Genomic DNA, 11,957 nt, shown 5'->3' on the forward strand with positions numbered 1-11,957 from the left:
AGGAGACTGGAAATGAAGAAAATTGCAGATTTATCTCATCACAATAATTCAATAAATTGGGCTGCAGCTAGTAAGGAGCTAGACCTTGCTATTATACGTGTACAATATGGGTCAAGGACAATTGATAAACGTTATAAAGAGTATGTGCAAGGCTGTAAAGACTATGGTGTTCCATTTGGACACTATGCTTATGGATGTTATGTAAGTGTTCAGGATGCTATTGTAGAAGCAAATGATTTTATGGCACGCGCTGATAAAGAGGCAAAATTTTTAGTATTAGATGTAGAAGATGATACTTTAGCAAGTTGTGGAGCGGCTAACTTAGCAAAAGCTTCGCAGGCATTTATTGATACGTGCCGTGCAGCAGGCTGGAAAGTGGGGCTATATGTATCACACCACATGTTTACAAGCTATGGACTAAATACTGTGAATGCGGATTTCCTTTGGATTCCACGTTATGGAAATAAACCAGCGTATAGTTGTGACTTATGGCAATATACAGAAACTGGTAGTCTTGCAGGCGTAACTGGTAATGTAGATTTAAATTATTTAAACGGTGAAAAATCTATTGAATGGTTTTCAGGTAAGGGTGGCGCTGTTGGTACACCGCAACCAGAGGGGATTGGGATGGCAAGATCAATATACTGGGAAGGCTATGGCATTAACTATCATGATAGACCACACGGTAAATATCTGGGGGACTTTACAACAGCAGCAGAAGTATTATACTGGGATGCGTACTGGGGGGAAGATAATGATGTTTGGTTAGACTTAGGTAGAAGCCGTTGGGTAAAAGCAGAGCATTATTATTGGAGACCCTTCAAAGCAATATCAAAATTTCCAGAAGGATATGAAGTAAGCTATTGTGATGGAATTAACGGCGCATACAAAGGCAGTATTAACTCAAAAGAACCTCTTACAGTATTCTTCCGTAAAGAAGGCTGGATTGATATTGGTGGGAATCGTTGGGCACCAGAGAAACATTTTGACATTGTAGATATTCGATAAAAGGTTAAGATTCACTCGTATGAGTGGCACAGGTTAGGAGCTTATTATACCGGATGTAGAATTAGTAAAGAAACAATTGATTTAGCTAATATAGATATTGCATCCACAAAAAAATAATGAAATTAAAAAGTGGAAGATGCTAAAAAAGTATCGTAGTAATACAATGAAGTTTCAAAAATATTAAAGAGATTATACAAACTCTTACTCCAGTGAAAAACACACAAGTAGAAATAGAAAAGCAGTTACTAAAATGAGACAGCAAAATGAAGGATTTAACAAATCTATAGAAAAAATAAAGAAAAAAGATAGTGAAATCACAAATAAATTAAACACATCAGAAGAGAATGTTAAAGGTATAAATAGAAGATCTCTAAAGCACAATTAAAAACTGAAGAATTAACAAAAATAACAACTGAAAAGAAAACAAAAATAGAGCAGCTATAAGCTGCTCTATTTTTGTTTTTTAGGAGGAGAGAACAAGATGACAAATCCTATCCAAAATAAACATCCAGAAGACAATCAATTACAGTGCCAAATTATCAATCAAATCATTCCAATCTTAGAGAAGTTAGTTATGCAATTCATTCAAAATCTAGCACCGAATGAGGATGCGAATCCAGGTAATGAAAATAAATTCATGGAAATTGATGATGTTGTAGATAATTTAGTGAATGCTGGGATTATTACCGCTAGCAATTTTAATGTTAACGTGGAGCTATTTAGAGGTAGTCCAATTACGGTTTCCATTGTCAAATCTGGGGATCCAGTAGTAGAAGTTCCTGTAGAAGTTGATGCTGGGAATTCTATCGAGGAACATATAGATGAGGCAAATAAAAAAGAAGGAACTAAATAATGAAACGGAAAGTCGAGCATATATAATGTAGGCTTTTTTATTTTAAATCAAATAAGAAATGGGAAAGAGGTGGCAATATGCATGATATACAGGAGATGAAAGGTGATGTTCAGGAAATAAGGCAAGATATTAAGGACATACGATTAGAGATTAGAAGTTTAGAAATGCGGACAACAGGTAATGAAAAAGACATTATTAATATCAATAAGCAATTAGATAAGATTAGTGCTAATACAACATGGATCTTACGCCTTATTATTGGTGGTCTAATTGGAGCAGCTCTGACTTTCCTCTTGAAAGGTGGCGGTATGTAATGATTGAAATCACGGCCATAATTGGGGTTGTTGTAGGATTATCACAAATTGCAAAAACAAATGGATTGCAAACGAAATATATCCCGATATTAAATTTGACGCTTGGCATTATGCTAGGTGTTTTATTTTTGTCTCAAGATATCAAAATGAATATATTTCAAGGAATGATTATCGGATTGTCAGCAAGTGGATTGTTTGACCATACGAAAATTATGAAAAAGGATGACAATCGGAAATGAAAAAGAAATAGAAACATATTTTATCCATAGTTGTTGCTGTTTTTGTAGATGCAGGATTTACGATTGATGCGAAAGTAACTGTCAATGGATTGTCACAATATAAAGTACACAATAGCAAAGGAAAAACATACTATGTAACAGCAAATGAAGCCTATGTGTATGTGAGATGAAAAAGGACTGTTTCCTTTAGTCTAGATGGTTCTTTTTATGTTTGTTTAGTTTATATTCACCAATTCATCAAATCCAATCGCACAATACACCAAATGAATTAACAATAAACCTTGCAAACTCTCAACTTAAAATTTTATTAGATGGTTAGATGTGCATAAGTCATACTATGAATATTTGAAGTGAACAGAAAACAAGGCTCCAATGGGGCCTTGTTTTTTTATTATCTATCAATTATTTTCTTTTAACACCTATGAATAATGCATCATAGCCTTTCTCAGTTTGAGGGCTTACCCCTAGCTCTATTTTGTAATTATCTTTTTCTTTGTATGTATGATAATATGGCCCAGATTGGCGTTTTTGAGCTATTGTTACAGCATTATTAATTTCATTATCTAGATTCAGATTAGCATTTATCATTGGGACCCAATTTTTTGCTAATTCAACAGTTGCGTTATCAATTATAAACATAATATAGAAATCATGTTCATTTTCACCTTCTACAAAGAACTGCCCTTGTCCTAAATCATAAATCCTTCCCAAATTAGGGTTAGAAGTACGTAACTGTACACTTTCAGGAAGGCCCATACTGTTGACAAAGGCGCTAGCGTATCTATAATTCTCATTATATTTCTTATTTATTTTGGTAATTAAATTTTGAGCTTCATTAGATACGGATTTTTTTAGCACAGGCGAAGCGTTGTTCCAGTTTTTACTGTCGTAAGAAAAATCATTTGTAATCATAGAACTATGGATACCGAAAGGTATTAATTCGGGTTTAACTTCTGCCTTATTTATTGTGTTATATAGAAATTGTGCATATTGTTCACGAGTTACAATTTTTTTGGGTTCAAACATACTATTCCCTGTTCCAACAACAATTTTATTTTCTTGTAGTGCACTAATTGCGTTAGTAGCCCAATAATTTTTTTCAACATCTTTAAATGTAGTTATAGATGTTGTTTTTAAGTTAAAAGCTTGTTTTAATACAGCAGCCAATTGTTCACGAGTCAAAATATCATCTGGGCCAAATCTACTATTACCGTATCCATTCATAATTCCAGCTTTTACAATCGCTAAAATTTCTTTTTCAAACATAGTACCTTTTACATCATTGAATGGATTTTTGAAAGAAGGATCATCCACTGGTTGTAAATATGCATATAACAACCTAGCAACTTGACCACGTGTAATGGGATCGCCAAAACCAAAAATACCATTTCCATAACCAGCAAAGATATTTCTCTCTTTTAAATCCATTATTGCTTTATAAGACCAGTGATCTGAAGGAACATCACGAAATCCAGTCTCAGCGTGTACATTTGTCAAAGAAGTAAATGTTGATGTAGCAAGAACAGCGCCCGCTAAAATAATTTGTTTGAAATTCATAAGTAATCTCCTAATAATTAATTTTTCACAAATTAATTAAATTTTTTTATTAATAAATACAAATATAACAATTAGTATTGTATTTAAATTTACAAATTAAGTAAATATTTAGTGGTAATTGAATAATTCAATAACTATCCATAATGGTCAGCACAAAACATACTATATCACTGCTTATAAAGATAATAAATATTTGCAGTAACTAGGGGAAAAGGGGATTTAATATTAAAGGTCTGCTGTTACTTTTAAGCAGACCTTCTATTGTTAACATATGATTAAAGTATATTATTACATATATATCGCAATACAGAATGTTTCATTTATAGAATGATTTAATTTGAACATTCTTGATAGAGAGTTTAATACCACTTTGGATATAGGTTAATATTGTTAACTTCCATGGATTGAGGGTCTTCAATCCATTTTTGTAATAAAGGAAGATATTCTTCAATACGTAATTGTACATCTTCAGTAGAAATAAAAGACTTAGCATTATTTGATGTAGAAAGGATTTTATATAATATTGACATAACTAAAAAAGCATTTGCTTCTGTACCTACAATATCAACTGGTAAGAGCAAGCCATTAACATAGATGTGATAATAATTTGCGTGATTACCACTGTCATAACGATCTTTAGTAATTACAAAATGCTGACTAGGGGTAGAATTTGTTTCGTGAGTGAATACCACATTTGCTTTTTGTTTATTTAATGTATCCAAAAAGTCTTTCATGGGTAATGTTGATTTAAATGGTATCATGATAATCCTCCTTTAAATGTTTACATCCTTATATTAACAATTAATATATAGAAATGTATGTTAAATAAAGTTCTGTATTTGTGAATATTTTCCTGTTAAAATGTTTGTATATACAAATTATTAGGGGATGAATTCATGGATAAGAGCGGAAATGTAGATTCTCAGAATGAACTGCAGTTAACCCAAAAGCACGCGGAATTACAAGCGATAAAGAATAAGTTTGAATCAAAAGTAATGGGTGCTGCATTAGAGTCGGTAGAAAAGGAATCAAGCTTATTGAAAGTTAGAATGGAAGAAATTAATGTTGCAGTTAAAAATGATATTGAAATAAATGTTGATGAACTTTCAGAGAAAGCAGAAGAATTACTAAATATGGATAGAAATCAATCTAATGAAGAAGTTGCAATTAAGCTATTAGAAGATATTTCGTTAAATAGTAAAAGTAAATTTTTACGAAGTATAGCTAAAAGTATGTTAAAAGAAAAGTGGTGGGAGAAGTAATGTATAAATATATAAAAGAGAAAATTCAGAATTTCTTATTTAAATTATTAAATAGTGAGAAATTTAAACAAATGCTATGGGATTTATTAATACTGATTATTGAAACTGTTAGAGATGATGATAGAAAAACAAAAACCGGCTCGTAAGGAGCCGATTTTTTAATTTATTTTTTTGATGCTCTATAACCGGCAGATTTTGCGTCGGCTTCTGAACAAAACATCTCTTCAGCTTTCGTTTTATCATAGAACTGTTGACCAGGCATATGATAAATTTTCTCGCCCCTACTATTTTTATTGCCTTTGATAGTACAAGTACCATTTTGTTCTGTTACTTGATTTGTTTTGGGTTGAGTAGCAGCTTCTTGTTTCTTTTGTTGCTCTTGTTGTTTCTTCAATTCTTGTTGTTTTTGCTGTTCATCACGTTGTTTCTGAAGTTCCTGTTGTCGTTTTTGTTCAGCTTCTTGTTTTTTGAGCTCTTCTTGTTTCTTTTGTTCCTTTTGTTCCTCTTGTTGCTTCTGGAGATCTTGTTGTTTTTTCTCGTCTTCCTTTGATTCCTCAGATTTCTTTGTTTCTTCTTGTTTAATAGTAGTAGCGGCTTTGTCGGATTTATCGTTATCCGAATCTTTAGCGCAAGAGCCAATTAAAATAATTAATAAAATAATAATACCTAGGCACCCAAAACATCCGCACCCTCTGCGCTTTTTTTCTTCTTTTTCATTAATTGCTTTTGCCATCCTAATCCCCCCTTAAGTATTTTAAATTTCAATATACAGTATAACAGATGTTATGAAGGTATTTTGCAAAAATAATTGATTTTCGGTTTGTTATAAGAAAAGAGCCAATCCTTGTATAGTAATAGCTCTTTAATATGTATGCTTCATTATGCTAATAAGAGCATCTACATCGATGAGCTCAATATTTATATTCATTGTATAATACGTACGTTGAAGAGGACTCGGATTTCGTATTGTCTTTTGTAAGTATAGTATCCTACAGGAGCAACCTTGCTTAGGATAGTAAAAAAGATGGCAAATGCAAAGCGCAGTTTTTGTTTATCGACTCTTACTGTATCAGAAGTAGTGATAGATCAATTTGGATTAGAGAAACTGCAACCTATCCAAGGAAGGTATATATGAAGGAAAACTCCGAGTGGTTTAGCACCTGAGGTTGTCAGTAATTTAAACATGCAAGTTATACCGGATAAAGATATTGGTATTATGTATGATCTTAGCCCCTCGTATGTTGGGAAAAAGAAAATACAATGGAAACAAGCGGGTATCTGGAAAGGGCCTACTGATATGAGAGAAATTAAAAGGGGTGAAGCGAATGCCTGAAATACTTGATGTGAAAGCCATGTTGTATGATGAGTTTGTAAAGAATATAATAAGTTAGTTTACAAGTTTGTATGGAGAAAGTACGGAGCAGTTTTGGAATCGATAAAAAGTACTACGGGTTTAGATATAGAGGATTTAATTTAAAATGGTATGTGATTTGAATGATGAAAAGTCCTAGCACAAAGTGTTAGGACTCAAGGAAGTAAAGTTTTTGCAATTGTCGATTCCATATAAAAATAGCAGTAAAAAAATCATAGTGATTTTTTAATAAAACCGCTATTTTTTGCATACAAAAAAAGGAGTGCCGTATTAGGGCACTCCTAATCGCTAATAAATACCCAGCTTCATTTAATGATATGTGAAGTTTAACTAAAAATGATCATAAAAATTTCAGTATGTTTTAGTTTAAAATCAAAAAAGAGCACTTAATAAAGTGCTCTCGTGACGAGATTCATTTTGTAATGATTAATTCAATTTATAAAGAAAGGAACACAGAATATTATATGTGCGTGCAGTCAATTGAGTTCGTTTTTTATAAACAAAGAGCAGTTAGCAAAAGCCAATTGCTCGGTTAATTGAATGTGAAAATTTAGCTTTTACATTCTCATAGCGGGATAAGAGATTACTATTTTTTATTAAATTGGATTAGGCGGAAGAGATCTTACAGCAGAAAAACTACGATTTCCGATTTGAACTGACGATACAGTCTCACTAATGTATCTTGTTTTTCATTGTATACAGTTACCGAATTTTATCATACTATGTAATTCAAAAATGGAAGCTTATTAAAGCTGAGAGTATTAAGAGATCTAGCGTTGGACTTAGTTACACAAAATATAAAATATGGGTAATTCATAGAGAACTTAAAATAATATACTAGTTACTTAGTGAAATAGTTATGTATTTTTGAATTACTAAAGTAGAGGGGAAATATATGTATGATTCAATTCAAATGAGGAACTATAAAACTATAAAATAGTATGTAACAATTTATAAATTGATTAATGGCATTTTCATCAAAAATGGAAAAGTTGATATAAAAGCACATAACCGTTTACAGCCCAATACATATAGTGTCAGTGTAGTGAGAAGCAAGTACAACATGATTGCAATGAGTAGATACACTTTCTATATTAACTTGTTTTCATTACGAGCTGTATTAATAGAACTTCTGTTAGTATTATGAAATTCATCTTTGGATAGGAGGGAGTATCTTGGCTACAGGAAAAGGGTATGGACATGGTTATAGTAATTGTGGAGGATTTGCATTACTAGTCGTGTTGTTTATTTTGCTTATTATCGTTGGTGCTGCTTGTTTTTGTTAGTTTATGAAGTTCATTCGCTTCTAGAGGGGAGTAGTGTATATTGGCTGCAGAAAAAGGGTATGGACGTGGTTGTTGTTTTAGCGGAGGATTTGCATTACTAGTCGTGTTGTTTATTTTGCTTATTATCGTTGGTGCTGCTTGGATTTGTTAGTTTATGAAATTCATTTTTTCTAAAAGGAGGAATGTATCTTGACTACAGAAAAAGGATATGGAAACAGTTGTGGTTTTGGCGGAGGATTTGCATTACTAGTTGTATTGTTTATCTTGCTTATTATCGTTGGTGCAAGTTGTTGGGGCGGGGGATATGGTGCTTAAGTAACACCTTTTTATATCACCAAGATTAAATGGAGGATTACTTCACATGATGTGAAGTAATCCCTCATTAATATAATATATGTTAAGGACAACCAATAAGTTCGTTGTGAAAGGAGAAAAAAATGGAATCTAATCCATATTTTCATAAGGATGTTTCGTACCAAACTCTATCTATTCCAACAAACGAGGTAGTTCAGAAAAAAATTAGAATTATAACGGTTGAAACCATTACACTCCCTCAACAGCCTAACGAATTAATTAATGAAATCACAGGTGAAATCACAGACGAAACTGCAGATCAAACCACAGATGAAACTGCAGATGAAACCACAGATGAAACTGCAGATGAAACCACAGATAAAACCACAGATGAAACTGCAGATGAAACCACAGATAAAACCACAGATGAAACTGCAGATGAAACTGCAGATGAAACCACAGATGAAACTACAGATGAAACCACAGATGAAATTACAGAGAAAACCACAGATGAAATCACAGACGAAACCATTAATAAACAGGAAAACAATACGCTAGATTCCTCGCCATTTCAAATTAACATTCCGTATTTTAATATAAAAATCACTTCAACAGAGATATTAGGTGTTGCTAAATCTGTATTTATGCAAACGCTACTTAAAAAAATTCAAGATCCGGTATTTTTAATGAATCTAATGAATAGTGAAGGTGGAAAAAAACTACTTAATTTAGCAGGTAATTTTTTAAAAGATACTAGTACGAAATCAGAAAACGATAATGATGCAAAATGATCTCAGTCTATATTAATACACATTTTTTTGGTCGCTCTAGTTTTATTGATACTATATCAAAAGGAGGATAGGAATTTTAAAAAATTCCTTCTTTTATTACGGTGATATTGTTTATTTCCCTTGTTATTATAAAGGTATCTTATATTATGAATTCAATGAAAAAAAGTGCCAGGATAATGGCCTTTGTTTGGCAGGAAATGTGTCGGTTATTTTGGAGGTAACGTGTTATATTTGTACTATAAGTAGTAATGTAAAACATTGCTCGAGAGCCTTTTGATAATTGAAAATGGATTGTTATAACTAACAAGGATGGTTGCAAATTGGACGGACAGTATTTCTTTTACATTCAATTGCAATTCACATTACGTAGGTGAAGGAGTATGAGATTTCATTTATCGTATATTTAAGGAGAAGGACAATGGAAGAGAAGATTAAAGAATATGTAGATGGGGTTTATGAAGCTGTTAAAGAGTGGGTAATCACAAGGAAAATAATATCAACGACGATGTTACAGCGTAGATTTAGAATCGGGTATACGAGGGCTGCTCGAATTATTAATAGACTAGAAGAAAATAATATTATCGAGCCAAGAGAAGGTAGAGGACCGAGAAAAGTTTTAGCAAATAAATAGCATCCATTGGGGTGCTTTTTATATTGTAAAGAAATGTATATAAATAGTAATATTATTATAAAATGATTTTAAAATATCCATAAAGCTTTTTATTGTATGATTATGGAGGAGGTGATTGGATGTTTGAATGGCATTCGCTAAGTGATATTATAGTTTTTATTTTTAAAGCTGGAGCCTTAGCTACAGGATTTCATTATGTGATGAAAAAATTAAAGTACCTAGCTTAATAGGTGCTTTTTCTTTTGCACAAAACAAACGAACTTAATGAATGGAAATACAGCGATGTATGAGATTTGTATTTTATTACAGTTGATTTGAAATAAAATACAAATCTTTTTAAAAGTAGCTATTTTTATTCTATATAATAAATCTAAATTAAATTGAAAAGGGGATGTTGATATGAGAAAAATAGATGAGTCAAAAAGATCTTTTTTCGAAACGCATGGAGAAAAGGGAACAACTTACTTTGTACATGGTTATGGGAAAGGGATAGAACAAAAGATATACTTTGGAGAATTTAACTCATTAAAAGAAGCAAGACAGTTTATTTACCGTTACGTTCATAGGAATCCTGAGTGGTTCAATGGAAATGGTGATGTGAATGAATACAATAATAAGCAGTCAAGGCCGGACGCAGATGATGCATGGCATGAAAATGTGTTCAAAAATGAATATCCAAAGCAATATAAAGATTTTGAAGGTTGGAGCAAATAAAAGTAGCGAATTAGCTGCTTTTTTATTTGATAAAAAAGCATTTTAAACATTTCTTATAGCATCGAATACTTATGTAAATATGGGAAACAGATTTAATTCTTGGAATGAGGGTATCGATGTGGATATAACACAAATTATGGCGAGAATAGTGGTGAATGGGAAAGATCTTCCGTTTACTTCAGTTAGAACCTCTGCGTGGATTAATGGACCTGCAAATGATTTAATTGTTACGACTAAGCAAAGAGTAAATGAGCTTTATCGGTTTATGTGGTCACGGGTGCCAGTTATGCTAACAATGTATTTCCTTCAGGGTGCTGACGTGATGAGATTTGCTAGGGTTGCTGGAGTTGATGAAAGTGTAACGGGAGAATATATATATCATTTTATTTGGTGATAAGACAAACTTTAAGTAGCCTAACAGCTGCTTTTTTATTTTGAATAGAAAAAAGGAACCCGTAATGGCTCCTTTTCATAATGCTATCTTGTACTTATTAATTTTTCGCTTAACATCCATAAAAGCTAGTAGTGCTGCAATAGCGCAAACACCTTTAAACCAAAGAAATTCAGAAGAAAATAGTCCGCCAAAGAAAGCGACCGAGTGTACAAGACAAGTAATACCAAATAACTAAAGCATTAATTTTAATTCCTTTGAGGAATACTTATAGTTTTTAAATCTTTCCCACATATGTATCAACTCTTATTGTTATGAAGTTCTGTAGTTTTTCTTTTTAAAATCGCGCATGTTGAGGATGAAGAATAAAAGGAAGATAAAAGCTGCGATACCATTAATCCAGTAGTATGTGCCCCCTGTTGTGAAGCCGTTATAGAAGGAATAGACATTCCAAATTATAAGAAGTATTGAACAAACAGTAGAGATCATTAATGAGCTAAAACTTCTCATGATTTTCATCTCGATTCAAAATGTTAGAACTTATCTATAATTCTACATTTATATAAATAGATTTTCGAGAAGAATGAAAAAGAACCCGATGAAGTTCGGGTCCTTTCGTAAGTGATGATGTATTCTCGGCTTGGGAACTGAGAAAATACAAAAATATAATACATTGAGATTTAGAGAATTTCAATACTAAATTAGGGATTACCGCAAGGGGTGAATATGGTTAGGCAACAAAGCCTAAATTGTAAAATGAATAATTTGTTACTATATTTAAATTTTTACAAAAAATAACCATTTTCTTCAGATTTCAAGAAGGTTTTACAAAAAAATACATAGAAATATAAATATATGATAATGAAATGAGTCGAATTTTCATCATGACTGATATCCATAATATGTTCATTTCAATTAACATGAAATACATATAGAGGAGAGCGATTATGAAAAGGAAAATTGGTACAGCAGTCGTAGGTTTATCTGTTTTAGGATTTGGAATTTTTGGTTTTACTCATGGAAATGGTGGAGGTATTGTTCAAGCGGCTTCAGAAGGGGATGGAGGAGGAGCGCCTGCATATGCACATGGAAATCATGGAGGAGCACCATCTTATACTCATGGAGAGGGATGGTCTCCTAGTTATGCACATGGAAATACTGGAGCACCAGCTAATACAGAGCCTGGTGGGGGAATTTAACTAATACTAATATAAAAGTTGTAAGTTTATATATAAGAAAAAAGTT

18 protein-coding genes and 3 pseudogenes are annotated in these 11,957 nt (G+C 32.3%); 16 read left to right on the forward strand and 5 right to left on the reverse strand.

The annotated features are described in order from the left end of the window. Positions 1-12 precede the first annotated feature (12 nt). From DN393_RS21515 to DN393_RS21535, 6 genes and pseudogenes are all read left to right on the forward strand, one after another. A complete protein-coding gene (locus DN393_RS21515; protein ID WP_149173890.1) occupies positions 13-1,008 on the forward strand; it encodes a GH25 family lysozyme in 996 nt (331 codons plus the stop codon). 250 nt (positions 1,009-1,258) lie between these two features. Next, on the forward strand, positions 1,259-1,393 hold the full coding sequence (locus DN393_RS32105; protein ID WP_255449804.1) for a hypothetical protein: 135 nt from the start codon (positions 1,259-1,261) through the stop codon (positions 1,391-1,393). A gap of 96 nt (positions 1,394-1,489) precedes the next feature. Then, on the forward strand, positions 1,490-1,861 hold the full coding sequence (locus DN393_RS21520; protein ID WP_149173891.1) for a hypothetical protein: 372 nt from the start codon (positions 1,490-1,492) through the stop codon (positions 1,859-1,861). Positions 1,862-1,938: 77 nt separating this feature from the next. Continuing rightward, positions 1,939-2,175 carry a hemolysin XhlA family protein gene (locus DN393_RS21525; protein WP_149173892.1) on the forward strand — a complete coding sequence of 79 codons (237 nt, stop codon included), beginning with the start codon at positions 1,939-1,941 and terminating at the stop codon, positions 2,173-2,175. Further along, positions 2,175-2,414, forward strand: a complete 240-nt coding sequence (locus DN393_RS21530) for a holin (protein ID WP_149173893.1) — start codon at positions 2,175-2,177, stop codon at positions 2,412-2,414. The genes DN393_RS21525 and DN393_RS21530 overlap by 1 nt, the downstream gene beginning before the upstream one ends. A 32-nt stretch (positions 2,415-2,446) precedes the next feature. After that, positions 2,447-2,584 (forward strand): annotated as a pseudogene (locus DN393_RS21535) (N-acetylmuramoyl-L-alanine amidase); the annotation flags it as partial. Between the two features lie 232 nt (positions 2,585-2,816). Here DN393_RS21535 and DN393_RS21540 read toward each other — a convergent pair. Beyond that, on the reverse strand, positions 2,817-3,971 hold the full coding sequence (locus DN393_RS21540; RefSeq protein ID WP_149173894.1) for an S-layer homology domain-containing protein: 1,155 nt from the start codon (positions 3,969-3,971) through the stop codon (positions 2,817-2,819). Positions 3,972-4,330: 359 nt separating this feature from the next. Next, entirely contained in the window at positions 4,331-4,732 is a 402-nt protein-coding gene (locus tag DN393_RS21545) for a hypothetical protein (RefSeq protein WP_149173895.1), read from the reverse strand. Between the two features lie 135 nt (positions 4,733-4,867). Between DN393_RS21545 and DN393_RS21550 the strand changes: the two genes are divergently transcribed. After that, positions 4,868-5,233, forward strand: a complete 366-nt coding sequence (locus DN393_RS21550) for a hypothetical protein (RefSeq protein WP_149173896.1) — start codon at positions 4,868-4,870, stop codon at positions 5,231-5,233. A 163-nt stretch (positions 5,234-5,396) separates the two neighbouring features. Here DN393_RS21550 and DN393_RS21555 read toward each other — a convergent pair whose 3' ends face one another. Then, positions 5,397-5,966, reverse strand: a complete 570-nt coding sequence (locus DN393_RS21555) for a sunset domain-containing protein (RefSeq protein WP_149173897.1) — start codon at positions 5,964-5,966, stop codon at positions 5,397-5,399. A 450-nt stretch (positions 5,967-6,416) separates the two neighbouring features. On the opposite strand from DN393_RS21555, the gene DN393_RS21560 reads away from it, so the two are divergent. The 8 genes from DN393_RS21560 to DN393_RS21595 all read left to right on the forward strand — a co-directional run bounded on the left by DN393_RS21560 (position 6,417) and on the right by DN393_RS21595 (position 10,715). Continuing rightward, entirely contained in the window at positions 6,417-6,566 is a 150-nt protein-coding gene (locus DN393_RS21560) for a hypothetical protein (protein WP_255449805.1), read from the forward strand. Between the two features lie 1,214 nt (positions 6,567-7,780). Beyond that, positions 7,781-7,891, forward strand: coding sequence for a YjcZ family sporulation protein (locus DN393_RS21565; protein ID WP_097816455.1), 111 nt, complete (start codon positions 7,781-7,783; stop codon positions 7,889-7,891). Between the two features lie 40 nt (positions 7,892-7,931). Beyond that, positions 7,932-8,042 carry a YjcZ family sporulation protein gene (locus DN393_RS21570; protein ID WP_088058122.1) on the forward strand — a complete coding sequence of 37 codons (111 nt, stop codon included), beginning with the start codon at positions 7,932-7,934 and terminating at the stop codon, positions 8,040-8,042. A 38-nt stretch (positions 8,043-8,080) separates the two neighbouring features. Continuing rightward, a complete protein-coding gene (locus DN393_RS21575) occupies positions 8,081-8,206 on the forward strand; it encodes a YjcZ family sporulation protein (RefSeq protein WP_088058124.1) in 126 nt (41 codons plus the stop codon). 122 nt (positions 8,207-8,328) lie between these two features. Beyond that, on the forward strand, positions 8,329-8,976 hold the full coding sequence (locus DN393_RS32110; RefSeq protein WP_255449806.1) for a hypothetical protein: 648 nt from the start codon (positions 8,329-8,331) through the stop codon (positions 8,974-8,976). A 418-nt stretch (positions 8,977-9,394) separates the two neighbouring features. Next, positions 9,395-9,607, forward strand: coding sequence for a DNA translocase FtsK (locus DN393_RS21585; RefSeq protein ID WP_154131932.1), 213 nt, complete (start codon positions 9,395-9,397; stop codon positions 9,605-9,607). Between the two features lie 399 nt (positions 9,608-10,006). Further along, positions 10,007-10,321 carry a hypothetical protein gene (locus DN393_RS21590; RefSeq protein ID WP_149173898.1) on the forward strand — a complete coding sequence of 105 codons (315 nt, stop codon included), beginning with the start codon at positions 10,007-10,009 and terminating at the stop codon, positions 10,319-10,321. A 79-nt stretch (positions 10,322-10,400) separates the two neighbouring features. Then, a complete protein-coding gene (locus tag DN393_RS21595; RefSeq protein WP_088047512.1) occupies positions 10,401-10,715 on the forward strand; it encodes a hypothetical protein in 315 nt (104 codons plus the stop codon). Between the two features lie 75 nt (positions 10,716-10,790). Here the strand turns inward: DN393_RS21595 and DN393_RS32490 are convergent. Together DN393_RS32490 and DN393_RS32115 are read right to left on the reverse strand one after the other, a co-directional pair. Further along, positions 10,791-11,006, reverse strand: a pseudogene (locus DN393_RS32490) (hypothetical protein). Positions 11,007-11,024: 18 nt separating this feature from the next. Next, on the reverse strand, positions 11,025-11,222 hold the full coding sequence (locus DN393_RS32115; RefSeq protein WP_088047510.1) for a hypothetical protein: 198 nt from the start codon (positions 11,220-11,222) through the stop codon (positions 11,025-11,027). A gap of 437 nt (positions 11,223-11,659) precedes the next feature. On the opposite strand from DN393_RS32115, the pseudogene DN393_RS21610 reads away from it, so the two are divergent. Further along, positions 11,660-11,890 (forward strand): annotated as a pseudogene (locus DN393_RS21610) (hypothetical protein); the annotation flags it as partial. Between the last annotated feature and the right edge of the window lie 67 nt (positions 11,891-11,957).

The sequence above is a fragment of the Bacillus sp. BPN334 genome (assembly GCF_008368885.1).
Taxonomy (GTDB): Bacteria; Bacillota; Bacilli; order Bacillales; family Bacillaceae_G; genus Bacillus_A; species Bacillus_A wiedmannii.